This window comes from Streptomyces sp. NPDC045955, assembly GCF_056430805.1.
Genome location: NZ_JBWKKY010000007.1, coordinates 245450 through 267148 on the forward strand (window position 1 = coordinate 245450; position 21699 = coordinate 267148).

Sequence of the window (21699 nt, forward strand, 5' to 3'; positions counted from 1 at the left end):
GACGACTGTACGGCAACGGCCCCCCACCCGGAAGGGCGAGGGGCCGTACGTCGTTCAGGGGTTCAGCCGCGCTGGATGCCCGACGTGTCCTGCAGGACACCGCGGCGGCCGTCCTGCGTCTGGGCGACCAGGGCGGCGCCGCGCTGCTCGACGGCCAGGTACCAGGTGCCCGGCGCGAGTTCGGCGATCGGCGTCGGCGAACCGTCCTCGGCGAACAGCGGCCGCGGCACCGGCACCGCGAACCAGAACGGCGAGAAGTCCCCGGCCGGGGGCTGCGGAGCCTGGGCCTGCTGGGGCTGGGGCTGGCCGGCGTACGGCTGACCCGGCTGCCCGGGCTGTCCCGGCTGCGGGTGGCCGTAGCCACCCGGCTGCTGGGCGCCCGGGTAGCCGTAACCGCCGGGCGGCTGGGCGCCGTAGGGCTGCGGAGCGGCGGGGCGCGGGGCCGGGATGAGGGCGCCCTTGAGGGCCGGGACGAGGGGGGTGGCGATCGCGGCGGCGGCCAGGAGCAGCGTGGCGACGAGGGCGAGGGTCAGGCCGAGGCCGGCGCTGGGACCGTCGGAGGTGCTGCCCTCGAAGTTGTCGGCTCCGCCGGCCGGGTCGAAGATGTTGCCCAGCGCGCTCCACGCGGCGAACACCGTGAGGGCGACGCCGAACTGGGCCAGGTCGAGACCCGCGATCTTCGGGACCTGCGGCAGACTGCGGGTGACGATGACGAGTGCGGCGCCGATGATCCCCGCGAGAACGACACTGAGCACGACCGGCCCGCTTGCCCACAGACTGGGGAGGTCGGCGCTGTCAGGGACACCATCGAGCGAGTAGAGGTCGAGAAACGACGCGATCAACAGCAACACCGCTGCACCGATCACCACGCCGTCGCCTCGAGTGAGGGAGCGGATATTCACTTCAGGTCCTTCGTAGGTCGTCTCGTCGTCGGTAGAGGCGTCGCTGCCACCATGTCGCCGTCAGGCCCCGGTGTGAAGCGCGGGGGTGACCCCTCATCGTACGAACGGACCCTATCGTCCGCCCGATCAGGGTGTCCGCCCGGAAGGGCCCGCCGAGATCTACCCGCGCAGGAAACTCACGATTCCCTCAGAGATCCCTTGCGCCGCCTTCTGCCGCCACGCGCCACTGGTCAGCAGCGCCGCGTCCTTGCTATCGCGCATGTTGCCGCACTCGATGAACACCTTGGGAACCGTTGACAGATTGAGACCGCCCAGGTCCTTACGCGTGACGAGTCCGGTGCCGTCGCCGATGTAGTTGGACGGCGCGCTGCCGGTGACGGCGACGAAGCGGCCCGCGACGCGCTCGCCGAGATCGCGGGAGGGGGCGACGATCGCACGCGTGTCGGCGGCGTCCGCGTGGACCTCGCCGGGCAGGATGACGTGGAAGCCGCGGTTGCCGGTGCCCGAGCCGTCCGCGTGGACCGAGACCACGGCGTCGGCCTTCGCCTCGTTGCCGATCCGGGCCCGCTCGTCCACGCACGGGCCGTACGGCCGGTCGCCGTCCTGCGTCAGCTTCACCGTGGCGCCCTGCTCTTCGAGGAGCGTGCGCATCCGGTGCGCCACGTCCAGGGTGAACTTCGCCTCGGTGTAACCGTCGTTGGTGGAGGTGCCCGTGGTGTCGCACTCCTTCCAGTTCGTCCCGATGTTCACCTTGCGGTTGATCTCGGAGGCGTGCTGGAAGTTCTCCGGGTTGTGCCCCGGGTCGATGACGACGACCTTTCCCTTGAGCGGGCCGGAGGCCGGGGCGGGCGCGGAGGTCGAGGACGCCGTGGGTTTCCGCGAGGGCGGGGCGGCGCTCGGCTTCTTGGCGTCGTCGGTGGGCGCGCCCGACGCGGAGGACACGGAGGGCGGGGAGGACCGCACGGTCGCCCGGCCAGGGCCGCCGTTGTCCCCCGAGCCGCCCACCGTCTCGTACACGAGCCAGCCGAGCAGCGCCCCGGGCACCAGCGCGGCGAGCGCGACGGTCAAGGGGCCGCGGCGGGGGCGGCGGGGCTGGGGAGGTTCGAAGTCCGGGCCTACGTACGACACGTGCGCCACCCTAGCGGCCGTCCGCAGGGGGCAGCGGGTCGAGGACGGCCGGGCGGGTGGCGGCTACTCCTCGTTCCCGTCGGGCTCACCGTGTCGTACCGCCTCCTTCACCCGTGCCTCGATCTCCTGGCGCGGGGTGTCCTCCTGCTTCGCGTACGCGGTCACCGCCGCCTGGACGTCGCGGGCGAGGTCGCGCCAGGCGCGCCAGGCGGTCTCCCAGGTGGTGGTCTGCTGGGCGCTCCACTTGGTCTGGGTGGGCGGGCCGTACGCGTCCTGCAGTTGCCGTACGCGGGCGTACGCCTCGTCCGCCGCGCGCTGCTTCTCCACGAGCTCTGCGAAGGTGTGTGCCACGCGCCCGGATCCTTGAGCAGCGGCGGTCGCCCACCGACGCGCCACGCCGCCCGTGGGCCGACCGGGAAGGGGTGGAGGGGCCGCAGTTCACCCGCCCAGCCGTTCGCTGGTGCCGCGGCAGGCGACGTTCGCCCGTCAAGGAGCGGCGTCCGGTGCGTGCTCTGGGGGTCCCCCCGGCCGAAGGCTGGGGGAGTGCCGGCCGGAAGCCCTCGTACTGGACGTACTTGGGCTTTCGGCCGGTGCGGCGAGTGGGGGCACCTCCCACGCCCTCAAGGCAGTGGGGGATCGTGCCGGGCGTCGCGACGGGGCGGACGTTGCCTGCCGCGGCACTAGCTGCCGGGACCGGTGCGCCGCAGGACCCGCAGGGAGTCCGTCGCCGAGACCTCGGTGAACGCGCCGGAGGCGAGGGCCCGGAGGTAGACGCGGTACGGGGCCTGGCCGGTGAACTCGTCCTCCGGCTCGGGGAAGACGTCGTGGATGACGAGCAGGCCGCCCTCGGCCACGTGCGGGGCCCAGCCCTCGTAGTCGGCGGTGGCGTGCTCGTCGGTGTGGCCGCCGTCGATGAAGACGAAGCCGAGGGGGGTCTGCCAGATCGCCGCGATCTGCGGGGAGCGGCCGACCAGGGCCACCACGTGGTCCTCCAGGCCTGCCCGGTGCAGCGTGCGGCGGAAGGTGGGCAGCGTGTCCATCAGGCCGAGCTCGTGGTCGACCGTCTCCGGGTCGTGGTACTCCCAGCCCGGCTGCTGCTCCTCGCTGCCCCGGTGGTGGTCGACGGTCAGCGCGGTGACGCCGGCCTCCCGGGCCGCGTCCGCGAGCAGGACCGTGGAGCGGCCGCAGTACGTGCCGACCTCCAGTAGCGGCAGCCCGAGCCGGCCGGCCTCCACCGCCGCCGCGTACAGGGCCAGGCCCTCGCCCACGGGCATGAAGCCCTTCGCCGCCTCGAAGGCGGCCAGGATCTCGGGCTCGGGGGCCGTGGGCATGGGGTTCCTCTCGGTCGTACGACGGTCCGGGCGCCCATGCTGCCGGACCCCCTGCCGGGGGGGTGACAGGGGGGCCGGGTGGGCAGCGGGTCAGGCGGAGACCGTCTCGCCCGGCAGCGACAGGTCCAGGTCGACCGACCGCTCGTCGCCCGTGTGGGTCGCGGACGAGGCGAGCGGGCCGTGGCCCGTGGCGCGGGCGGCGACGACGTAGGAGCCGCCGGCCGGGACGGTGAGGACATAGGCACCGTCCTCGGCGGAGAGCGTCGCGCCGGCCTGGCGGCCCCGGCGGTCGATCAGGGTGACCTTGGCGCGGGCGACCGGTGTGCCGTCCGCCGCCAGGACGCGGCCGCGGAAACCGCGCAGCACCGCTTCGGCGCGCTCCAGGTTGGCGTCCTCCTCGCTGCTGGCGCGCAGCCGCGGCTTGTCCGACGGACGGCGGCCGGGCAGGAAGAGGGCCAGCAGCAGGCCCACGGCGACCGCGCCGGTCGCGATCAGGAAGGAGAGCCGGAAGCCGTGCATGGTGGGGATCTCGACGCCGCCGACGTTGTCCGCGGTGTTCGCCAGCACCATGCCGATGACGGCGCTCGACACCGACGTGCCGATGGAACGCATCAGGGTGTTGAGGCCGTTCGCGGCGCCCGTCTCCGAGGCCGGGACCGCGCCCACGATCAGCGCGGGCAACGAGGAGTAGGCCAGGCCGATGCCCGCGCCCAGCAGGACCGAGATGACCAGGCTCTGCCAGGCGGCGCTCATCAGGCCGAGGCCCGCGCCGTAGCCGATCGCGATGATCAGCAGGCCGAGGATCAGGGTGACCTTGGGGCCGTACTTCGCGGACAGCCGGGCGTAGACGGGCGCGGTGAGCATCATCGTCAGGCCGAGCGGCGCGACGAGCAGACCCGCGACGACCATCGACTGGCCGAGGCCGTAGCCGGTGGACTTCGGCAGCTGGAGCAGCTGGGGCAGGACCAGGGAGACGACGTAGAAGGAGACGCCGACCATGATCGAGGCGAGGTTGGTGAAGAGGACGGCCGGACGGGCCGTGGTGCGCAGGTCGACCAGCGGGGCCTTGACGCGCAGCTCCATCACGCCCCACAGGAGCAGGACGATCGCGGCGGCGGCGAACAGGCCGAGCGTGATGCCGGAGGTCCAGCCCCAGTCGCTGCCCTTGGTGATCGGCAGCAGGAAGAGCACGAGCCCGGTGGACAGGCCGAGGGCGCCCGGCAGGTCGAAGGAGCCCTCGGCGCGCATCGGCGATTCGGGCACGACGAGCAGCGTGAGGGCGATGGCGAGGACACCGAGGCCGGCGGCGCCGTAGAACAGGGCGTGCCAGTCGCTGTGCTGCGCGACCAGGGCGGCGGCGGGCAGGGCGAGGCCGCCGCCGACGCCTATGGAGGAGCTCATCAGGGCCATCGCCGAGCCGAGCTTCTCCCGGGGCAGCATGTCGCGCATCAGGCCGATGCCGAGCGGGATGGCGCCCATCGCGAAGCCCTGGAGCGTACGGCCGGCGATCATGAGCAGCAGGTCGCTGGTGAACGCGCTGACCAGGGCGCCGACGACCATGACCGACAGGCTGGTGATCAGCATGCGCCGCTTGCCGTAGAGGTCGCCGAGGCGGCCCATGATCGGGGTGGCCACCGCGCCCGAGAGGAGGGTCGAGGTCAGGACCCAGGTGGCGTCGCTGGGGGCGGTGTCCAGCAGTTGCGGCAGATCCTTGATGACCGGGACGAGCAGGGTCTGCATCACCGCGACAACGATGCCCGCGAAGGCGAGCACCGGGACCACGGCTCCGCTCGCTCTGCCGGCGGGACGGACTGTCGTCGTCTGCGTCATTGAGGGTGGCCTCCAGGCCGGGGGGTTGTTCGGGTGGTGCGTGAGTACGTGGGGTGTGAACCTTGTATGCGTAGGCAACTATTCCGTTGCTTCGGCACTCTAACGAAATCTTGACCTTCTCTTGAAGCGCGGGCGGCCTCCAGGGAGGACGAGGGCCCTGGGTCTTCCTGCGTGGCCCTAGGTCTGCCGTGCGTGGCCCTAGGTCGAAATCCCGATGCAAGGACCATGGAGTGGTTGAGAGCATGACACCCATGCTCGAAGCCGCCGAAATGACCCGTACGCCACGCCGTACCGCGCCTCCCACCTGGCTCGTGATCGCGCTCACCTGTGCCGGGCAGTTCCTCGTCGTGCTGGACGTGTCCGTCGTCAACGTGGCGCTGCCGTCCATGCGGACCGGGCTCGGGCTGAGCGAGCAGGGCCTGCAGTGGGTGGTGAACGCCTACGCCATCGCCTTCGCCGGGTTCATGCTGCTCGGCGGGCGGGCCGGAGACCTCTACGGCCGCAAGCGGATGTTCCTCGTCGGGCTCGGCCTGTTCACCCTCGCCTCGCTGGCGGGCGGGCTGGCGCAGGACGACTGGCAGCTGCTGGTGGCGCGGGCCGCGCAGGGGCTCGGGGCGGCGGTGCTGGCGCCCTCGACGCTGACGATCCTCACCGCCTCGGTGCCCGAGGGCGCCGCCCGGGCCCGGGCCATCGGGACCTGGACGGCGGTCGGCGCCGGCGGCGGCGCGGCGGGCGGCCTGGTCGGCGGGCTGCTGGTGGAGACGCTGTCGTGGCGATGGGTGCTGCTGATCAACGTGCCCGTGGGGGCGGTCGTGCTGTGCGGGGCCGCCTGGTTCCTCACCGAGAGCCGGGCCGGGGACGGGCGGCGGCTGGACCTGCCGGGCGCGCTGCTCGTGACGGGCGGGCTCGGCACGCTGGCCTACGGCATCTCCCAGACCGAGGCGGCGGGCTGGACGGCGACGGCCACGCTGCTGCCGCTGCTCGCCGGGCTCGCGCTGATCGGGCTGTTCCTCGCGGTCGAGGCGCGGACGCGGAGTCCGCTGATGCCGCTCGGGCTGCTGCGGCTGCGGTCGGTGTCCTCGGCGAACGTGGCGATGTTCCTGTGCGGGTCCGCGATGTTCTGCATGTGGTTCTTCATGACCCTGTACGCGCAGAACGTCCTGGGCTACACCCCGCTGGAGGCCGGGCTCGCCCTGGTCCCGAGCTCGCTGGCCGTCATCTTCGCCTCCAAGCTCGCGCCCCGGCTCATGCGGGGGTTGGGCCCGCCGAACGTGGCGGCGCTGGGCACGCTGGTCGCCGTGGCCGGCTTCGCCTGGCAGTCGACGATGACCCCCGAGGGCGCGTACGCGACGACGATCCTGATCCCCGGAGTCCTGATGATGCTCGGCGCGGGACTGGCGGCGACCCCGCTGGCCTCCGTGGCCACGTCCGGCGCGGCGCCCGAGGAGGCCGGACTGGTGTCCGGGCTCGTCAACACCTCCCGCACGATGGGCGGTTCGCTGGGCCTGGCGGTCCTGTCGACACTGGCGGCGACCCGAACGGCGGGCAGCGGGACACCGGCGGCGCTGACGGAGGGGTACGCGCTGGCGTTCCGGGTGGGGGCCGGGGTGCTCGCGGCGGGCGTGCTGCTCATGTGGGTCTGGCTGCCCCGCACGGCGGACGAGCGGTAGGACCGCCGAACCGGAGCGTGGCGTTGTTCCGGGCGGGCTGAGTTCTCACAGCCAGACCTGGCGGCGGGCCTCTCGCAGGGCCTCCGTGCGGTTGCTGGTGCCCGTCTTGTCGATGGCGGAGGAGAGGTAGTTGCGGACGGTGGACTCCGAGAGGTGGGTTCGGGCGGCGATGTCGGCGACCGTCGCGCCGTCCGCGGAGGCGTTGAGGGCGTCGCTCTTGCATGCGGTAAGGGGGGTGGGACCGGCGCTGAGTGCGGGCGTGGCGAGGGCCGGGTCGATGACCCTCTCGCCGGTCACCGACACGGCGGATCGCGGCGGCGAGTTCCTCCACGGGGCCGTCCTTCACGAGGAAACCGGTGGCCCCCGCCTCCAGGGCGCGGCGCGGATGGCGCGCAGGTCGGCGGCGGCGTCCAGGCCGCTCTTTCCCGGGAGTTCGATGTCGAGGAGCGCGACGTCGGGGTGGTGGGCGAGTGCCGCGTCCAGGATCGCGTCACCGGCCCCCACCTGGGCGACGACCTCGATGTCGTCCTCCATGCCGAGCAGCAGCGCGAGCGCACCGCGCAGCATGCCCTGATCCTCCGCGAGCAGCACGCGGATGGGGCTGTCGGTCAGGGGCCGAGGGGAGGGCGGGACACGCCGAGCACCGAGGCCAGCGCCTCGGTGAACGCCGTCGCCGAGTAGTCGGCGTGAGCACGGATGCGCGCCGCCACGGTCTCGGCGCCGCCGCCCTCCAGGAGTGGGACCAGCCGGTCGAGCAAGTCGATGCTCTGCCGGTGTCCTTCCTGGGTGGACAGGTAGAAGTCCGTCGCGTCGTAGGCCATGTGGAAGACGTGCTTCTTCACATCGCTCAGCGTCAGGTAGTCGTCATGGGTCTTGGGGGTCGGCTCGGGCGCGCCGACGCACACCGCGGGCGTGCCGGCGCCCCAGGAGTTGACGGCCAGGTGGTAGGTGTCCGTGATGACCAGGCGGTAGCGGGGCAGGACCCGCACCAGGTCGCCGATGGTGTGCCGGCCCGGGCGCTGCGCGATGTGACCGACCGCAGCGGGGACGTCCCGGTCGAACCAGGGCAGCCACTCGAGCGGGGCGCCCAGACGCTCGGACAGGTCCTGGCAGAAGGTGGGCAGCCACTCGGGGATCGGCGTCCGCGCACCGAGGAACACGCCGATCGCACCGCCGTCCGGGACCGCCCGGGACCATTGCGTCGTCGGGAGGTGGTCGAGGTCGCCCGGGCGGGACAGCAGCGCCGCGTCCGAACCGAAGTGGTCGGTCGTACGGTCCCCGCGCAGATGCGCGATCTTCGCCGCCGAGAGCGGGTCACGCACCCAGACGCGGCGGCTTCGCGTCACCAGGCGTGAGAACAGGGGGCCGTACTCCTTGTCCTCGTAGTCGGACTGGGAGTTGTGCAGGATCGTCCCGCCGTAGCTGAGGGTCCGCGTGAGGAGTTCGTCCGGCTGGTCCGCGAACAGCAGGGTGCGGTTGAGCAGGTTGCGGGCGGCCGTTCGATCCTTGGCGAAACCGAAGTCGAGCAGGCGGTTCGTCGCGTCCTGCTCCAGGTAGTGCCGGGTGTGGAGGAAGTCGCCCCAGAAGACGACCGCGTCGTGGTCGCGGAGCGAGTCGAGGTGCTCGGCCAGGGGGTGGAAGCGGAACGGGAACTCCGTGCCTCGCGCGCACTCGCGCAGCGGCACGGTCTCCGGCGTGTGCAGGGTGTACCAGGTGGTCTCCGTCTCGGGGGCCATGCGCCGCCGCAGGGACTCGAACGCCAAGTCGACGGTCAGCATGCCGGTGTTGCGGTACCCGATGTTCGGCGCGGTGATGACGGCGACGCGTGCCATGTGCTCCATTTTCCCTAGCCGTTGCCGGCGCCGTCGACGCGTACGGGTGCGTGGGCGGTACGTGTACATCTGGCGCGCGCGGACCAGCGGCCAACGTACACGCCCGCGCGGGTTGTTGTGCGTCCCGCCCCCAGGTCGCCAGGGCGGCGGACAACCGGCCTCCGGGCCGGGTTCCGGGCCAGCCGCCGGTCTCTGGGGCGGGTTCCGGGCCGGCCGCCGGTCTCTGGGGCGGCGTCGGTTTCGGGACGCCGGTTGCCGGTCGCACTCGGACCGTCCCGCACCGTCGTAAGGCGAACGGTCACGCCCGTCCCGCCGCCACGCCGAGCGCGTGCCTGCCGCGTCGACGTCGAGCGGGAGTTCCGCCGACACGGCGAATCCGCCCCTGGCTCGCGGCCCGGCCGTCAACGATCCGCCCACCACCGCGAGACGCTCCGCGAGACCGGTCAGCCCCGTGCCGACGCGGCCCCTGACCTACCCTGCCCGCCGCCCGCGTCGCCGCGCCAACTGTCCGTGCCGTCGTGCCCGGCGCCCGCACTCCCGAGTCCGCGGCGTGCGCCGCCGTTTCGGCAGGACAAAAGTCATGAGCCGCGTCTCACCCGGCGGCGATCTGACACGGTGTCAGGAGGCTTCACAAGTGTGGGGGCCTGGGCTATACAGAGGGCGCAGGACTGGAACGCGTTCCAGTTCGGCCGCAGACGGCCTCGGCGCGGCCGACGGTGCGGACGGCCGTGCCGAGGTCCCTCCCACGGTGGTCCCTCCCACGGTGGGCCCTTCCCACGGCGATCAGGAGCCCCATGCCCATCGACGCAGCCAAGGCGCTCGCCGCCGAACCCCGGACCGGCGAGCTCTCCTGGGACCACAAGGACGTGCAGCTCTACCACCTCGGCATCGGCGCGGGCGTCCCCGCCACCGACCCCGACGAGCTGCGCTACACCCTGGAGTCCCGGCTGCACGTCCTGCCGAGCTTCGCCACCGTCGCCGGCGCCGGATCCCCCGGCGTGATCAGCGGCCTGTCCATGCCCGGCGTCGACGTCGACCTCGCCCGCGTCCTCCACGGCGGGCAGAGCCTGCGGATCCACCGCCCCATCCCGGCCCGGGGCCGCGCGACCGCCACCGGCCGGATCGCCGCCGTGTACGACAAGGGCAAGGCGGCCGTCCTCGTCATGCGGACCGAAGTCGCCGACGGCGGCGGGCCGTTGTGGACCAACGACGCACAGATCTACGTCCGGGGAGAGGGCGGCTGGGGCGGCGACCGGGGGCCGTCCACCCGGCTCGAACCGCCCGCCGGCGAGCCGGACCGGCTCGTCGAACGGCACGTCCGCGAGGACCAGGCCCTGCTGTACCGGCTGTCCGGGGACCGGAACCCGCTGCACGCCGACCCCGAGTTCGCCGAGCGCGCCGGATTCGACCGGCCCATCCTGCACGGGCTGTGCACCTACGGCATGACGCTCAAGGCGGTCGTCGGCACGGTGCTCGACGGGGACGTGACCCGGGTCCGCTCGTACGCCACCCGGTTCGCCGGCGTCGTCTACCCGGGCGAGACGCTGCGCATCCGCATGTGGCGCCTGGACGGCGAGATCCGGGTCGCCGTCAGCGCCGTCGAGAGGGACGACGCGCCCGTCCTCGCCGACACCGTCGTCACACACACCTGAGTCCCAACCGCCGTACGAGGGGAGCCGCACCATGCGCGCAGCCGTACTGCACGAGATCGGCCAGGACAAGCTGGAGGTCCTCGACGACGTCGAGGCGGTGGGCTTCGGCCCGGGCAAGGTGCGGATCCGGGTGCGCGCCGCGGGGCTGTGCCACTCGGACCTGTCCGCGATGAGCGGGGTGCTGCCGCAGCCCGGGCCGTTCGTGCCCGGGCACGAGGGGGCGGGCGAGGTCCTCGAAGTCGGCGAAGGAGTCGGCCGCTTGACGGCCGGTGACCGGGTCGTCGTGTGCTGGCTGCCGGCCTGCGGCGCATGCCCCGCCTGCAAGCGCGGACAGACCGAGCTGTGCCTCGCCGGGTTCATGAACGCGGGCACCCCCAACTTCAGGCGGCCCGGCGGGGACGTCTTCGGCATGGCCGGCACCGGCACCTTCACCGAGGAGGTCGTCGTCGACGCCGGGTGTGCGGTCCCGATACCCGACGACGTGCCCTTCGACATCGCCGCCCTCATCGGCTGCGGTGTGACGACCGGACTGGGTGCCGCGCTCAACACGGCCGACATGGAAGCCGGTTCGTCGGTGGCGGTCATCGGGTGCGGCGGTGTCGGCATCTCCGTGATCCAGGGGGCGCGACTGCGCGGGGCCGCCGAGATCGTCGCCGTCGATCCGGTCGAGACGCGGCGCGAGGCAGCCCTGCGGTTCGGGGCCACGAAGGCCGTCCCGCCCGACGAGCTGCCCGACGCCAAGCAGCAGATCACCGCCGGCGAGGGCTTCGACTACGTCTTCGAGGTCGTCGGCAAGTCCGCCACGGCACGCGCCGCCTACGAGAACACCCGGCGCGGCGGCACCCTCGTCGTGGTGGGCGCGGGCGCCATGGACGACTTCCTCCAGCTGAACATGTTCGAGCTGTTCTTCGACGAGAAGCGGATCCTGCCGTCCATGTACGGCGGCGGGGACATCCTGCGCTCCTACGAACGCACCATCGCCCTGTGGCGCGCGGGCCGCGTCGACCTGGCGGGCCTGATCACCCACCGGGTCCCCTTCGCCGACATCAACGAGGCCCTGGACCAGATGCGCACCGGGACCGCCCTGCGTACGTGCATCGAGATGTGAGGACACCGCCATGCCGCTGCCGCTGAAGGGACTGTCCGCAATCGTCACGGGCGCGGGCCGCGGGCTCGGCCGGGCCGAGGCGCTGGAACTCGCCCGGCTCGGCGCCGCCGTCGTCGTCAACGACTACGGGCGGCCCGGCCGTGACGGCACCGGCGAGGCCTCGGCCGGGCCCGCCGAGGAGGTCGTCGCCGAGATACGGGCGGCCGGCGGGACCGCGCTCGCGCACACCGGTGACGTCTCCGACTTCGAGCAGGCCCGTGGGCTCGTCGAGTCGGCCGTCGCCGAGTTCGGCAAGCTCGACATCCTCGTCAACAACGCGGGCATCCTGCGCGACCGCATGGTGTTCTCGATGGCCGAGGAGGAGTGGGACGCCGTCCTCCGCGTGCACCTCACGGGGCACTTCAACACCATCCGGTTCGCCGCCGCCCACTGGCGGGAGCGGTCCAAGCGGGCCGGGGAGCCGGTGTACGGGCGGATCGTGAACACCTCCTCCGAGGCGTTCCTCGCCGGTTCCGCCGGGCAGCCCAACTACGCGGCCGCCAAGGGCGGGATCGTCGGCCTGACCACCTCCACGGCCCTCGCCCTCGGCAAGTACGGCGTCACGGCCAACGCGATCTGCCCGCGCGCCCGCACCCGGATGACCGAGGACGTCTTCGCGGGCGTCGAACAGCCCCCCGGCGACGGCCTCGACCCGCTCGCCCCCGAGCACGTCGCCCCGCTCGTCGGCTATCTGGCCTCACCCGCCGCCGCCCATGTGAACGGACAGCTCCTCGTGGTGCACGGCGGCATGGTGGCCGTCGTCGAACGGCCGCGCGTCGCCGCCCGGTTCGACAGCAAGCAGGACACCTTCACGTACGAGGAGCTGGAGGCCGTCCTCGGGCCGTACTACGCGGACCGGCCGGCGGGGGAGACGTTCGCGGCGGCGGAGGTGCTGGGGCTGAAACGCGGCTGAAGTCCGGGGCCCTGGCGCAGCTCAAGTCCCGGGCCGAGGCGCGGCTGAAGAACGGGAAACGGCCCCACCCGTCATATCAGGGTGGGGCCGTTCGCCGTACGGTCACTGACGTTCCGTCAGGCCGCCGTCTCGGTGCGCTCGGTCCGCTCGCTCTCCGTCACCGGCTTGCGGTGGCGGCCGCGCGGAGCCGTCTCGCCGACCTGCGTGGAGATCTCGCCGCGGTGCCGGCCGTGGCCGGCGGCGGTCTCCTGGACGTCGGCTGTGTGCAGCTGGTTGGTGCTGGCGTCGCTCATCGGTGGAATTCACCCCGTCAACATGATCTTTCAAACAGCCGGGCGAGTTTAACCGGCCCCCCGCATCCCGGATCCAGGCGGCCACGCCAACCGGCACTAGTTCGTTACAAGCCGTCCCAACGGCGCCTCTTGCAGCGGGACCGGGCGGGTGGTGGCGGGGGCCGGGGGCGGAGCGGGATCGGCTGGTGGAGTGGGTTGTTCGGGTGGTGCGGGCTGTCCCGGCTGCGGAGGCGTGTCGGAGGTTTCCGGAGCCGGGGGCGCCGGTTCTGGAGGGTGTCCTGTCGCCGGGGACGCGCCGGGCTCGGGCGCCGCGGCCGCGGGCGGGCTCACCTGAGCCACGCCGCACGGCACGGCCTCCGTCGCGTACGGCAGTCGCAGCACCCCGTCCGGCGTCCACAGGCCGGCGCCCGCCAGCCACCCCTCGGGCGCCGGGAGATGGTGCACCCGGCGCTCGGCCGGCCGCCACACGCCGACCCAGCTGCCGCGCGGCCCGTCGACGCGCAGCGCCACCGCGCAGCTCTCCGGCGTCAGCATCTGCCCCGGCTGGATCGCGAACGGCGTGACGGTGCAGCCCGGCAGCCGCAGGCACTCAGGGAAGCGCACCGGCAGGGTGCTGCCCAGGACACCCCAGCCCAGCCGGTGCTGCCCCGGCGAGGGTGCGTCCGAGCGGATCAGCAGCAGCCCGCTGTCATGGTCGGCGAGCAGCAGCCGGTCGTCGCTGTCGGCGGCGATCTGGAGCAACGGCGACACCTCCCCGCCGCGCTCCAGATCCACCACGACGGCCTTGGTGCGCCCGCCGGTCTCCCGGTCCAGGGCCAGCAGCCGCCCCGTACGGTCCAGCCAGACCCCGCCCGAGCAGCGGCCGGGCAGCTCGGCCAGCCGCTCGGGCCCGAAGACACCGCCCGCCACCAGCCACACCGTCGTCGCACGCGGGCCGACGGACAGGGCGTACGCCCGCTCGCCGCCGGGGGCGGGCGGCAGTAGCCGCAGCCGGGCCGTGTCGGCCGGGCACTCCACCACGCCCAGGGGCAGCTCGCCGGTGCCGGGCCCGGTCGGGTACAGCAACGAGAAGGCGTGCCGCCCGGCCACCAGACGGTGGATGAGGACCCGCCCGTCGCCCATCGGCTGCACCTCGGTGCCGGGTTCCTCCGGCTGGTTGCGGGGCAGGGGGACCGCGTACGGCTCAGGGCCGTCCAGGGTCCAGCGCTCGGGGAACCAGGAGTCGCCGGCCGACGCGAGGCGTGCGGCGTAGGCGCCGTCCGCGGTGAGTGTGCATCCTGCCGGCGCGGCCTCGTCGTCCTCGTGTCCCGCCGAAGGCTCGATCGCACACAGTGTCATCCTTCGGTCACCTCCAGTGACGAACGTAGTTTTCGTGCACGCGGCCGGGGAATGCGCAAGCACCCGACTTCACACATAAGGGTGTTCCAGGAACGATTCGCCTGAGGAGGAGGGGGCGACTGTGCTGAGCGGGGCGAGGGTGGGCGGCCGGGGGCGGCGGCGGTTCAACGCCACAGATCAGACGGGTAGCCTTGCACCCGTGCCCCGTCTGTCTGAAGTCATCGCCGAGCTGGAGAGCCTGTGGCCCGCCGAGCGGGCCGAGTCCTGGGACGCGGTCGGCACCGTCGTGGGCGACCCGGACCAGCAGGTCACGCGCGTCCTCTTCGCCGTCGACCCGGTCCAGCAGATCGTCGACGAGGCGGTGAAGCTGGGCGCCGACCTGCTCGTCACCCACCACCCGCTCTATCTGCGCGGCACGACGACGGTCGCGGCCTCCCACTTCAAGGGCCGTGTCGTCCACACCCTCATCAAGAGCGACATCGCGTTGCACGTCGCTCACACCAACGCCGACACCGCCGACCCCGGCGTCTCCGACGCCCTCGCGGGCGCCCTGGACCTCAGGGTCACCGGGCCGCTCGTACCGGACCCCACCGACCCGGAGGGCCGCCGGGGCCTCGGTCGCGTCTGCGCTCTGGACCATCCGCTGAGCGTCCGCGAGTTCGCCGCCCGCGCCGCCGAGCGGCTGCCCGCCACCGCGCAGGGCATCCGGGTCGCCGGCGACCCCGAGGCGCTCGTCCGCACGGTCGCCGTCAGCGGCGGCTCCGGCGACAGCCTCTTCGACCACGTACGCGCGGCGGGCGTCGACGCCTTCCTCACGGCGGACCTGCGCCACCACCCCGTCTCCGAGGCCCGCGCCCACAGCCCCCTCGCGCTGCTCGACGCGGCGCACTGGGCCACCGAGTGGCCCTGGTGCGAGCTGGCCGCGAGCCAGCTCGACGAGATCTCCGACCGCCACGGATGGGACCTGCGTGTCCACGTCTCGAAGACGGTCACCGACCCCTGGACCGCCCACGCGGCCTCTACCACTTCTGACCCCCTGGGAGCCCCGAACTGAACGCCGAGCCCGCCGACCAGATCCGACTCCTCGACGTCCAGGACCTCGACGTCCGCCTCCAGCAGCTGGCCCACCGGCGGAGGTCGCTGCCCGAGCACGCCGAGATCGAGTCGCTGACCAAGGACCAGACCCAGCTGCGCGACCTGCTCGTGGCCGCGCAGACCGAGGAGAGCGACACCGCCCGCGAGCAGACCAAGGCCGAGCAGGACGTCGACCAGGTGCGCCAGCGTGCCGCCCGCGACCAGCAGCGCCTGGACTCCGGTGCCGTCACCTCCCCCAAGGACCTGGAGAACCTCCAGCGTGAGATCGCCTCGCTCGCCAAGCGGCAGGGTGATCTGGAGGACGTGGTGCTGGAGGTCATGGAGCGCCGGGAGTCCGCGCAGCAGCGGGTCGCCGAGCTGACCGAGCGGGTCGGCTCCGTCGAGGCGAAGATCGACGACGCGACCACGCGCCGTGACGCGGCCTTCGAGGAGATCGACGGCGAGATCGCCACAGTCACCAAGGAGCGCGAGGTCATCGCCGGTTCGATCCCCGCCGACCTGCTCAAGCTCTACGACAAGCTGCGCGAGCAGCAGGGCGGCATCGGCGCGGCGAAGCTGTACGCGCGCAGCTGCCAGGGCTGCCGGCAGGAGCTCGCCATCACGGAGCTGAGCGAGATCCGCAGCGCGGCGCCCGACACGGTGATCCGCTGCGAGAACTGCCGCCGCATCCTGGTGCGCACGTCCGAGTCCGGTATCTAGGCCGCGGGGAGCCTGTCCGGTGCGGGAGTTCATCGTCGAGGCCGACGGCGGGTCGCGGGGCAACCCGGGGCCCGCGGGCTACGGGGCCGTGGTGAGCGACGCGGCGACCGGTGAGACGCTGCGGGAGGCCGCCGAGTACCTCGGCGTCGCGACGAACAACGTCGCCGAGTACCGCGGCCTCCTCGCCGGTCTGCGCGCCGCCCACGAGCTGGACCCGGCCGCGGCGGTCCACGTCCGGATGGACTCCAAGCTCGTGATCGAGCAGATGTCGGGCCGCTGGAAGATCAAGCACCCCGACATGAAGCCCCTGGCCGCGGACGCGGCCCGGATCTTCCCGCCCGGACGCGTGACGTACGAGTGGATCCCGCGCGAGCGCAACAAGCACGCGGACCGGCTGGCCAACGAGGCCATGGACGCCGGGGCCAGGGGAGAGCAGTGGTCGGCCTCGACTTCGACGGCGGACCTCGACACACCCGCCGCGACTGTCGCCCCGCCGGAACCGCAGGGCCCACCGGGGGACGCGACGGCAGGCGCCGCGAGGGCACGCGAGGCCCTGGCGACCGGCAGGACCCCGGAATCCGGGCCTTCTTCTCCCGCGCGGCCTTCCGTGCCCGGGGCGACGGAGCAGCCGGACGACGGCGCCGGCGGGGCCAAGGCGGATGCCGACGCCGACGTGGCGAAGACGGACGCCGACGCCCGTGCCGCCAAGGCCGTTGCCGCCCCGGGGTGGGCGCCCGCCGACATGGGTGCCCCCGCCACCTTCGTGCTGCTGCGGCACGGGGAGACGCCGTTGACGCCGCAGAAGCGGTTCTCCGGCAGTGGGGGCTCCGACCCCGCCCTCTCCGACATCGGCAGGGACCAGGCCGAGCGAGCCGCCGCCCTGCTCGCCCGGCGGGGCACGATCCAGGCGATCGTGTCGTCGCCGCTGGCCCGCACCCGGGAGACCGCCGGTATCGTCGCCGCCCGGCTCGGCCTGGACGTCAGCGTCGACGACGGGCTGCGCGAGACGGACTTCGGGGCCTGGGAGGGCCTCACCTTCGCCGAGGTGCGCGAGCGCCACCCCGACGACCTGAACGCCTGGCTGGCCTCCCCGGACGCCGAACCCACCGGCGGCGGCGAGAGCTTCGCGGCGACCGCCACCCGGATCGCCGCCACCCGCGACAAGCTGGTCGCGGCGTACGCGGGCCGCACGGTCCTGCTCGTCACGCACGTGACGCCGATCAAGACGCTCGTCCGGCTCGCCCTGGGCGCTCCGCCGGAGTCCCTGTTCCGGATGGAACTGTCGGCCGCGTCCCTGTCGGTCGTCGCGTACTACGCGGACGGCAACGCCAGCGTCCGGCTCCTCAACGACACGTCCCACCTGCGCTGAGCGCCGCCGCCTCACGGGCCAGCGTCTCGACCCGGCCCCAGTCGCGCGCCGCGACCGCGTCCTGCGGCAGCATCCAGCTCCCGCCCACGCAGGCGACATTGGGCAGGCCCAGATAGTCCGGGGCGGAGGCCGGGCCGATCCCGCCCGTGGGACAGAACCGGGCCTGGGGGAGCGGCCCCGCCAGCGACTTCAGATACGCCGTACCGCCCGCGGCCTCGGCCGGGAAGAACTTCATCTCCCGCACCCCGCGCTCCAGCAGCGCCACGACCTCCGAGGTGGTCGACACGCCCGGCAGGAACGGCACGCCGGAGCCCCGCATCGCCTCCAGCAGCACGTCCGTCCAGCCGGGACTGACCAGGAAGCGGGCGCCCGCGGCCACCGTGGCCGCGACCTGCTCGGCGCTGATCACCGTCCCGGCACCGACCACCGCCTCCGGCACCTGCCCGGCGATCCGGCGGATCGCCTCCAGCGCCGCCGGCGTCCGCAACGTCACCTCGATCGCCGGCAGCCCGCCGGCGACCAGCGCCCGCGCCAGCGGTACGGCGTCACCGGCATCCTCGATGACGACGACGGGGACGACGGGCGCGAGGTCCAGCACGGAGGCGGGCAGGGGAGAGGACATGGCCGTATCCTGCCGTCGAGCCAGCAACATGCGCAAAGGGCATTGCGCATGTTGCAACAGGCCTTTTCAGCAGTGCCTTCTTCAGAGGCAGCGACCCTCAGTGCACCTCGGTCACCAGCACGTCCAGCGACCACGCCTGCCCCGCCTTCGCGGGAGCCGCCACCTCCACGACGTACCCGAGATCCCGCAGCACCTCCACCAGCTCGGCCGGCCCCTTCGGAGCGGCCCCGGCGGTCAGCAGGCTGCGCACGATCCGCCCCTTCGTCGCCTTGTTGAAGTGACTGACGACCTTCCGCGTCGGCGCGTGCAGCACCCGCACGGCCGCCGTCCGCCCGGCGACCTCGCCCTTCGGCTTCCACGCGGCGGCGTACGCGGCGGACCGCAGATCCAGCACCAGCCCGTCCCCGGCCGCCTCGGGAAGCACCGACGCCATCGGCGTACGCCAGTGCGCTCCCAGCGCACCCAGCCCCGGCAGCCTCACCCCCATCGAGCACCGGTAGGACGGAATCCGGTCCGTCACCCGGACCGCTCCCCACAGCCCGGAGAAGACCAGCAGCGACCGTGCGGCACGCCGCTTGGTGGAGGCCTCCAGCGACGCCAGGCCAAGGGCGTCGTACAGCACACCGGTATAGATCTCCCCGGCCGGCCGGGCCCCCGCCGTGCGCAGCTCCGCGTTCTTGGCGACCTCGCCCCGAAGCCCCTCGCTCAGCCCGAGCACCTCGCGCGCCTTGTCCTCGTCGCCGGCACACAGCTCGACCAGCTCGGTGAGGACGGCCTCCCGGGCGGCGGCCAGCCCCGGCAGCGACAGCGACTCGGGCTTCAGCGGGGCACCGCGGCCGGAGGGGGCCTTGCCTTCGGAGGGCGGCAGCAGGACAAGCACGGATACTCCTTCGATCGAACGGCAGCCGACAGCGTACGGGGAGCTCAGACGCGGGCCCGGCCGAGGGCGCGGACGAGGCCGTCGGCGTCGTCGGCGTGGAAGCGGACGACCCGCACCTCCCTCCGACGGCCGAGGAACGTGACGTGCGTGACCGGTTCCGTCAGTTCGAGCGTGACGGTGGTCTGGGACCCGACCTCGACGTCGAGTTCGCCGTCGGCCCGCTCGTGCGTCATCCGCAGCTCGCGCCGCACCGAGGCGATCCGCTCCAGCGGCACCCGCAGATCGATGTGGGCGTAGCGGCGGATCCGCAGCGACCCGTCGTCCGGATCCAGCACGTGCGGCCGTACGACGGACGAGGCGTGCAGCGCGACGACGAGCACGATGCCGTACACGTCCAGGAGGAGAACCACGGCGTGCACGGTCGGCCAGTCGCGCAGCAACACGGACATCGCGACCGTCTCGACGAGACACACGAACCCGAACCCGAACATCATCGCGCCCTGCCCGCGCGCGTACCCGAAGACCTGTCCGCCGGGCGCCCCGTGCGTGCGCCGCACCACCCACAGCACGAGACTCACGAGCAGCCGCGCCTCGTGCCGGACCAGCAACCGCGCGGTCCTCATCGCCGCTCCTCGGTGAGGAGGCGCAGCGTCCGGCGGATCGCCTCCGCCTGGGCCGGAGCCAGGTCCTCGTAGAAGGCGCGCAGGACACTGTCGTCGTGGTCGAGGTCCCCGATCTCCGGGAACAACTCCGGCGGAATGCAGTCGGCGAGGGCCCGGGCGGCCTCGGTGACGCGCGGATCGTCCGGCTCCGCGTCGGCGAGCGCGTCGAGCCGGGCGTACGCCTCGTCGGCCCGCGCCACGGCATCGGGCCTGCCGAGCACCTCACCCAGCGACGACACGAGCCGCTGCCGGGCCTCCTCCGGCATGGCCGTCTCCAGGAAGGCCATGATCTCGCGGTCCTTGGCCGCCATCGGCGAGTCCGACAGCTGGGCGGTCCCCGCGAAGAGCGCGGCCAGCTCGGGCGACACCGGCCCCTCGGCCGGCAGCCCGCCCTCCGCCTCCAGCAACGCCCGCAACCGCCCCCGCCGCTCCCGGACGGCCTCCTCCTGCCGCGCCAGATCCTCGTCCAGCTCGGTCAGCACCTCGACGAGGTCCTTGGCCGCGTCGTCCGCCAGCACATCCCGCACCTCCGCGAGCCCCAGCCCCAACTCGGTCAGCCGCCGGATCCGCGCCAGCACGACGGCGTGCCGCAGCCCGTACTCCCGATACCCGTTCGCCCGCCGCTCCGGCTCCGGCAACAGCCCCTGATGGTGGTAATGCCGCACAGTCCGCGTGGTGACGCCGACGACGGCGGCGAGTTCTCCGATCCGCATGGGACCAGTAGAGACGTTGACGTTGCGGCAGGGGCAAGGACCGGCTCTGGCTTCTGACGGCGGCCGTGATCGTGTGCCACGATCGAGGGAACGGTTCCCGATTCACGGACAGGTGATCAGCCGATGTCCCAGTCTGGCGAGCGACCGAAGGAGGGGCGTGACATGACTGCCATGGCCCATGAGCCGCTCACGCAGGAAGAGGTCCTGCTGGAGGGCTTTCTCGCCCTGGACACGCCGGAGGGTTTCCGGGCCGAGCTGATCGAGGGGGAGATCGTTGTGACGCCGCCGCCGGACGGGGATCACGAGGACTACATCGGACTGATCGTGGAACAGGTGCACACGCGTTCCCGGACCAGGATGCAGTTCGCTGGGACCAAAGGCTTGATCTTGCGGAGTGGCGGCAACTGCCCGAAGGATCGCGTGATCCCTGACGGCACGTTCGCGCCCCGGGAGCTGCGGCTCTACCGGGGCGCCGAGTCCTGGATGCCCTGCGATGGCGTCACCATGGTTCTCGAAGTGACCTCCACCAAGCCGGAGGCCGATCGCGAGGCCAAACGCCGGTGCTACGCCCGAGGCGGGATCCCCCTCTACCTGCTGGTCGACCGCGAAGCCTCCTCCATCACGCTGTTCAGTGACCCTGAGAAGGACGATTACCGCGAGCACTGCACCCGCCCCCTGGGCAGGTCCATCACCCTCCCGGAACCCTTCGCCTTCGACCTGGACACCACCGACTTCCTCTGATCCCCTGTGAGGCGGGGAGGTAACACGAGGTGAGCACACGGGGGCGCATACAGGAACAGGCCCACTGGGCCAGGGCGCGGCTGGGGCGGGGCGGGCCGCCCCTGGACCTCCTGACCGCCCACTTCGACCGGCACGTCTACGCTCCGCACGCCCACCACGAGTTCACCATCGGCGTCACGGTCGGCGGCTCGGAGGCGATCGCGTACCGGGGCGGGGTGATCCGCTCCTACCCCGGCTCGATCGTCGTCCTGGAACCGGGCGAGGTGCACACCGGCGGTCCGGCCGCCCGCGAGGGCTACGCCTACCAGGCCCTGTACGCCGAGCCGTCCCTCCTCACCGACGGCACGCTCGGCGGCCTCCCGCACTTCCCCGACCCCGTCCTGCACGACCCGGAACTGGCCGCCGCCCTGCGCGCCGCCCACACCGACATCAGCGCCTGCCCCGACCCCCTGGAGGCCGAGTCCCGGCTGCCCTGGCTGCTCACGGCCCTGGCCCGCCGACACTCCACGGCCCGGGCGAGCGAGGACACCGTCCCCGGCGCCGGCCACATCGCCAGGGCCGTACGCGACCGCCTCGCGGACGAACTGCTGGAACCCCCCTCCCTGGCCGACCTCGCCACCGACCTGGGCCTGTCCCGCTACCAGCTGCTGCGCGCCTTCCGTACGACGATGGGCATACCGCCCTACGCCTGGCTCGCCCAGCACCGCGTGGCCAAGGCCCGGGGTCTCCTGCAAACCGGCCTGCGCCCCGCCGAGGTCGCCGGACTCGTCGGCTTCGCCGACCAGGCGCACCTCACCCGCTGGTTCCGCCGCGTGCTGGGCGTGACCCCGGCGGCGTACCGCAACAGCGTTCAAGACGCGGCGGGGTGAGGGGACCGAAACT

At 73.0% G+C, this 21699-nt stretch carries 21 protein-coding genes and 1 pseudogene; 9 read left to right on the plus strand and 13 right to left on the minus strand.

Going from position 1 to position 21699, the window contains the following annotated elements; genetic code table 11:
* Window positions 1-62: 62 nt before the first annotated feature.
* The 5 genes from AC07F0_RS17020 to AC07F0_RS17040 all read right to left on the minus strand — a co-directional run bounded on the left by AC07F0_RS17020 (window position 63) and on the right by AC07F0_RS17040 (window position 5191).
* The gene (locus tag AC07F0_RS17020) at window positions 63-902 is read right to left on the minus strand and encodes a hypothetical protein (RefSeq protein WP_478979630.1); all 840 of its coding nucleotides are present in this window, start codon (window positions 900-902) and stop codon (window positions 63-65) included.
* Between the two features lie 159 nt (window positions 903-1061).
* Window positions 1062-2030: an N-acetylmuramoyl-L-alanine amidase gene (locus AC07F0_RS17025; protein WP_478979632.1), complete on the minus strand. Its 969-nt coding sequence runs from the start codon at window positions 2028-2030 to the stop codon at window positions 1062-1064.
* A 63-nt stretch (window positions 2031-2093) separates the two neighbouring features.
* Window positions 2094-2381 (minus strand): hypothetical protein, encoded by a 288-nt coding sequence (locus tag AC07F0_RS17030; protein ID WP_478979634.1) that lies wholly within the window; start codon window positions 2379-2381, stop codon window positions 2094-2096.
* 329 nt (window positions 2382-2710) lie between these two features.
* Window positions 2711-3361: a class I SAM-dependent methyltransferase gene (locus tag AC07F0_RS17035; protein WP_478979635.1), complete on the minus strand. Its 651-nt coding sequence runs from the start codon at window positions 3359-3361 to the stop codon at window positions 2711-2713.
* Between the two features lie 90 nt (window positions 3362-3451).
* On the minus strand, window positions 3452-5191 hold the full coding sequence (locus tag AC07F0_RS17040; RefSeq protein ID WP_478979637.1) for an MFS transporter: 1740 nt from the start codon (window positions 5189-5191) through the stop codon (window positions 3452-3454).
* A gap of 242 nt (window positions 5192-5433) precedes the next feature.
* On the opposite strand from AC07F0_RS17040, the gene AC07F0_RS17045 reads away from it, so the two are divergent.
* Window positions 5434-6861: an MFS transporter gene (locus AC07F0_RS17045; protein ID WP_478979639.1), complete on the plus strand. Its 1428-nt coding sequence runs from the start codon at window positions 5434-5436 to the stop codon at window positions 6859-6861.
* A gap of 45 nt (window positions 6862-6906) precedes the next feature.
* Here the strand turns inward: AC07F0_RS17045 and AC07F0_RS17050 are convergent.
* Together AC07F0_RS17050 and AC07F0_RS17055 are read right to left on the minus strand one after the other, a co-directional pair.
* Window positions 6907-7473 (minus strand): annotated as a pseudogene (locus AC07F0_RS17050) (response regulator).
* Window positions 7470-8693, minus strand: coding sequence for a hypothetical protein (locus AC07F0_RS17055; protein ID WP_478979641.1), 1224 nt, complete (start codon window positions 8691-8693; stop codon window positions 7470-7472). Before AC07F0_RS17055 ends, AC07F0_RS17050 begins: the two are co-directional and overlap by 4 nt.
* Window positions 8694-9487: 794 nt before the next feature.
* Between AC07F0_RS17055 and AC07F0_RS17060 the strand changes: the two genes are divergently transcribed.
* From AC07F0_RS17060 to AC07F0_RS17070, 3 genes are read left to right on the plus strand one after another with little or no spacing between them, the layout of a single operon-like run.
* Window positions 9488-10345, plus strand: a complete 858-nt coding sequence (locus tag AC07F0_RS17060) for a MaoC/PaaZ C-terminal domain-containing protein (protein ID WP_478979643.1) — start codon at window positions 9488-9490, stop codon at window positions 10343-10345.
* 31 nt (window positions 10346-10376) lie between these two features.
* Window positions 10377-11453 (plus strand): Zn-dependent alcohol dehydrogenase, encoded by a 1077-nt coding sequence (locus AC07F0_RS17065; RefSeq protein ID WP_478979645.1) that lies wholly within the window; start codon window positions 10377-10379, stop codon window positions 11451-11453.
* A 10-nt stretch (window positions 11454-11463) separates the two neighbouring features.
* Entirely contained in the window at window positions 11464-12405 is a 942-nt protein-coding gene (locus AC07F0_RS17070; RefSeq protein ID WP_478979647.1) for a 3-oxoacyl-ACP reductase, read from the plus strand.
* A gap of 116 nt (window positions 12406-12521) precedes the next feature.
* On the opposite strand, the gene AC07F0_RS17075 is transcribed toward AC07F0_RS17070, so the two are convergent.
* Both AC07F0_RS17075 and AC07F0_RS17080 read right to left on the minus strand, forming a co-directional pair.
* A complete protein-coding gene (locus AC07F0_RS17075; protein ID WP_478979649.1) occupies window positions 12522-12698 on the minus strand; it encodes a hypothetical protein in 177 nt (58 codons plus the stop codon).
* A 96-nt stretch (window positions 12699-12794) separates the two neighbouring features.
* Window positions 12795-14036 (minus strand): hypothetical protein, encoded by a 1242-nt coding sequence (locus tag AC07F0_RS17080; RefSeq protein WP_478979651.1) that lies wholly within the window; start codon window positions 14034-14036, stop codon window positions 12795-12797.
* 199 nt (window positions 14037-14235) lie between these two features.
* Between AC07F0_RS17080 and AC07F0_RS17085 the strand changes: the two genes are divergently transcribed.
* Genes AC07F0_RS17085 through AC07F0_RS17095 form a run of 3 tightly spaced genes read left to right on the plus strand, consistent with a single transcriptional unit; the run spans window position 14236 to window position 17199 of the window.
* A complete protein-coding gene (locus tag AC07F0_RS17085) occupies window positions 14236-15090 on the plus strand; it encodes a Nif3-like dinuclear metal center hexameric protein (protein WP_478979653.1) in 855 nt (284 codons plus the stop codon).
* Entirely contained in the window at window positions 15087-15830 is a 744-nt protein-coding gene (locus AC07F0_RS17090; protein ID WP_478979918.1) for a zinc ribbon domain-containing protein, read from the plus strand. The genes AC07F0_RS17085 and AC07F0_RS17090 overlap by 4 nt, the downstream gene beginning before the upstream one ends.
* 19 nt (window positions 15831-15849) lie before the next feature.
* Window positions 15850-17199: a bifunctional RNase H/acid phosphatase gene (locus AC07F0_RS17095; RefSeq protein ID WP_478979655.1), complete on the plus strand. Its 1350-nt coding sequence runs from the start codon at window positions 15850-15852 to the stop codon at window positions 17197-17199.
* Here the strand turns inward: AC07F0_RS17095 and AC07F0_RS17100 are convergent.
* The 4 genes from AC07F0_RS17100 to AC07F0_RS17115 all read right to left on the minus strand — a co-directional run bounded on the left by AC07F0_RS17100 (window position 17174) and on the right by AC07F0_RS17115 (window position 20076).
* On the minus strand, window positions 17174-17821 hold the full coding sequence (locus tag AC07F0_RS17100) for a bifunctional 4-hydroxy-2-oxoglutarate aldolase/2-dehydro-3-deoxy-phosphogluconate aldolase (protein ID WP_478979657.1): 648 nt from the start codon (window positions 17819-17821) through the stop codon (window positions 17174-17176). The two genes, AC07F0_RS17095 and AC07F0_RS17100, sit on opposite strands and share 26 nt — an antisense overlap.
* 97 nt (window positions 17822-17918) lie before the next feature.
* Window positions 17919-18701 (minus strand): peroxide stress protein YaaA, encoded by a 783-nt coding sequence (yaaA, locus tag AC07F0_RS17105; protein ID WP_478979659.1) that lies wholly within the window; start codon window positions 18699-18701, stop codon window positions 17919-17921.
* A gap of 44 nt (window positions 18702-18745) precedes the next feature.
* Complete coding sequence (locus tag AC07F0_RS17110) at window positions 18746-19324, minus strand: hypothetical protein (protein WP_478979661.1); 579 nt, start codon at window positions 19322-19324, stop codon at window positions 18746-18748.
* Window positions 19321-20076 (minus strand): MerR family transcriptional regulator, encoded by a 756-nt coding sequence (locus tag AC07F0_RS17115; RefSeq protein ID WP_478979663.1) that lies wholly within the window; start codon window positions 20074-20076, stop codon window positions 19321-19323. The genes AC07F0_RS17110 and AC07F0_RS17115 overlap by 4 nt, the downstream gene beginning before the upstream one ends.
* Window positions 20077-20238: 162 nt before the next feature.
* Between AC07F0_RS17115 and AC07F0_RS17120 the strand changes: the two genes are divergently transcribed.
* Window positions 20239-20817, plus strand: a complete 579-nt coding sequence (locus AC07F0_RS17120; RefSeq protein ID WP_478979665.1) for a Uma2 family endonuclease — start codon at window positions 20239-20241, stop codon at window positions 20815-20817.
* Window positions 20818-20846: 29 nt separating this feature from the next.
* Complete coding sequence (locus AC07F0_RS17125; RefSeq protein ID WP_478979667.1) at window positions 20847-21686, plus strand: AraC family transcriptional regulator; 840 nt, start codon at window positions 20847-20849, stop codon at window positions 21684-21686.
* Window positions 21687-21699: the final 13 nt, after the last annotated feature.